The sequence below is a fragment of the Dehalococcoidales bacterium genome (assembly GCA_028717385.1).
Taxonomy (GTDB): domain Bacteria; phylum Chloroflexota; class Dehalococcoidia; order Dehalococcoidales; family CSSed11-197; genus CSSed11-197.
The window spans coordinates 1-3319 of sequence record JAQUNW010000063.1; the positions used below are offsets into that span (position 1 = coordinate 1).

Below are 3319 nucleotides of genomic sequence, written 5' to 3' on the forward strand. Positions count from 1 at the left end.
ATCATCGGGGCTATGCTGCTAGTGTTCATGAATTCAATGGCAGATTTCAGTACCCCTATCATTATAGGAGGACAGTTCAGCACCTTAGCCTCGGCCTCATATACTCAGCTCGTTGGTACATATAATTTGGAGATGGCCTCTACATTAAATGTTGTCCTGTTAGCCGTTTGTTTAGTCGTATTTTTTCTATATTCGCGCTCCCAGGCAGAAGACAGCAAAATTAGAACCCAGTTAAGCGGCCAGCAACGCAAGCCGCTTGCTCTCCCTAAACCCGTTCAGTACGCTATGTGGGCTGTTTGTCTGCTTTTCGCTATCTACATATTCATGCAACTTGCTGCTGTATTTTTAGCTGCTTTTACCAAGCATCTGGGTGCAAATTATGCGTTGACCCTGGAATATTTTCAAAGGTTGCCCTATCGTGGCTGGAACAGCATTATCAATTCACTCGTATTTGCTACTATAACGGCAATTGTGATGAGCCTGCTGGGGATAGTAATTGCTTACCTGGTAACGCGTATTAAGTTTAAGGGCAGAAGCGCTTTAGACTTCATTACTACAATTCCATTTGCAGTACCGGGCACACTTTTCGGCGTAGGATATGTTATGGCATTCAACCAGCCGCCTGTTTTATTGACCGGGACCTGGTTTATCGTAGTAGCGTTGACAATTATACGCCAGCTGCCCCTCGGCCTGCGAAGCGGCGTCAATGTATTATCACAACAAGATCGCTCAATTGAAGATGCCTCAGCCAGCCTTGGTGCAAATCGTTTTGTAACATTTTTACGCGTCATCCTTCCTATGGCAAGGCCGGCAATTTTGGTAAGTGCTATTTATGCCTTTGTTATCACCATTCAAACTGTTGGGGCTATAATATTTGTAGTTACTCCAGGCACTAAACTGTTATCAATCGATGTTTTCTATGCAGTATATAAAGGTGAAATCGGTTTCGCCGCTGCTCTTTCGGTAATAATGTTAGCTATATCGGCAATTGGCGTAATTATCATACTAATCATTTCTCAGAAGGGGGCTGCAGGTAAGTGGTTGCAACGAGCAATCAGTCGGACAGCGACATAACCGGAATTGAATTGGTAAATATTCACAAGCGCTTCGGCAAACTAAATGTGATTACCGACCTTTCTTTTAGTATATCTAAGGGAGAAATGTGCTGTCTTTTAGGGCCTTCAGGATGCGGCAAAACAACGGTATTAAAAATAATTGCCGGCATATTAGAAGCTGACCAAGGCAAGTTAAATCTACTGGGGCGCGATGTCACCGATATTCCTGCCCAAGAACGACAACTGGGCATGGTGTTCCAAAATTATGCACTGTTTCCCCACATGAGCGTTTTTGAAAACATTGCCTACGGACTAAGACGCCGCCATCTCTCTGAAAAGGATGTAAACCGAAAGGTAGATTCCTCGATTGAACTTGTTAAGCTGCAGGGTACTGAAAGGCGCCGACCCCATGAACTATCCGGTGGCCAGCAACAGAGAGTTGCTTTAGCCAGAGCTCTTGTTATTGAACCACAAGCGTTACTTCTAGACGAGCCTTTGTCAAACTTAGATGCTCGTTTGAGATTAGAAATGCGCCTGGAAATACACAAGATCCAGGAACACCTCGGCATTACTACAGTATACGTAACCCACGACCAGGAAGAAGCAATGGGTATAGCTGACCGTATAGTCATAATGAATAATGGAGCCATAGAGCAAATCGGATCACCTAAAGACATTTACGAAAAACCGAAAACAAGATTCGCGGCTGATTTTATTGGTGATATCAATTTTATTGAGGGCGAGATAAACAACGGCAGCCTAACATTATTCGGCCAAAGATTTGCCGCAGAAGGCATTGAGGGGCGAGAAGAGGGAAAAATTCTTTGTGGCTTACGCCCGGAAAGAATTGAGCTGGAAGAAGATGTACAAAAAGGCGTAGCAGGAACTATTGAGGAAGCTTTTTATTTCGGCTCAGTAATGCGTTACCGGGTAAGTGTTGAATGGGAGCGCAATACTGTTAATCTTAATGTAGAATTACCGGCATCTCATAGACTTTATAGAGTTGGCGAGAAAGTCGGAGTAAAGTATAGAAATACAGACATCCATTTTTTAAGTAATATACAGCCGAGCCTGACTGGCAGTGATTTCACTAAAAGCCCCTGAACTCTTTTTAAAGTATGCTGTCGTTTGTAATTCCGAAAACTTAAGACATCCCGGGCAATGGCTAAACAACCTTACTTTGTTTTTTGATGTATATGTCTGACGCAATTCATGCGCCTGTTCGAGAGAGAGCGAAATAATTTCAACTTCGGCGTCACCATGTTGACAGGCGGGAGCCTTCCTTCGTGGCTTTCTGCATATAGAAGAAGGTGAAATCGGCCAGCCTGTAGTTGCCCTATTTATAGCTCTCTGTACATTTGCCCTCTCATTTTTAGCTTTCAGACATTGGAATTATTCTCCTCCCCGTTTGACTGGGTGCGAGTATAATTCTCTTTCGGAGTCCAATCCATATCCAGCGCCGTCATTATTGGTATTAACAAAGAGCTATAGACGCTCTTTGTTAACCTGTTTTTACGAACGCGAATATGCTATTCTTTCTTCGAATTGTTCTGATTGAAAGGCCCGAATAATGGAATTTTTTGATATTATGAGCATCTCCCATCGCTATATGGAGATTCTGAATCCTTCAACGCCTGAAAAAATCATTAAACTTGGCAAACTGCTCGGATTGAAAGAAGGAAAAAGGGTCATTGACTTCGGATGTGGTTGTGCCGAGCCTCTTGCTCTCTGGGCTGAGGAATTCGGTATAACTGGTATCGGCATAGATGTATCCGGGGATTTCTGCGACCGAGCCAGGAAAAAGCTGGCCGCAAAAGGATTATCAGGCCAAATCCAGATCGTTTGCTCACCTGCGGCTGACTACGTATTCGAAGAGGATGCTTTCGATGCCGCAACATGTATTGGGGCAACGTTTGCCTTCGGCGGTTATCAGCAGACAGTCCAGGCAATGAAGCGGGCAATTCACCAGCATGGGCGCCTTGGTATCGGCGAAACATACTGGCTAAGCAATCTGGTACCACCGCAATACGCCCAGGAACAGATAACCACCCATACAGAACCAGAACTGGCTCAATTTACCCGTAATGAGGGCTTTGAACTGGAATACATCATCCGAGCCAATAATGACGACTGGGATAGATATATTTCGGATTGCTGGTGCGGGCTGTTACGCTGGCTTGAAGAAAATCCCGTTCATCCTGACTATGAGCAAGTATTCAAGCATTATCGCAGAGATCAAGACGATTATCTGCAGTTCCAGCACC

Annotated in this window: 3 protein-coding genes; all 3 read left to right on the top strand. The window is 44.4% G+C overall.

Annotated elements, in window-relative coordinates; all coding sequences use genetic code 11:
• Positions 1–1074 (top strand): ABC transporter permease subunit (locus PHX29_07280; protein ID MDD5605684.1); only part of this gene is annotated, 1074 nt, incomplete at its 5' end.
• Entirely contained in the window at positions 1038–2159 is a 1122-nt protein-coding gene (locus PHX29_07285; protein MDD5605685.1) for an ABC transporter ATP-binding protein, read from the top strand. The genes PHX29_07280 and PHX29_07285, both read left to right, overlap by 37 nt.
• Positions 2160–2625: 466 nt before the next feature.
• A partial coding sequence (locus PHX29_07290; protein ID MDD5605686.1) for a methyltransferase domain-containing protein occupies positions 2626–3319 on the top strand: 694 nt, incomplete at its 3' end.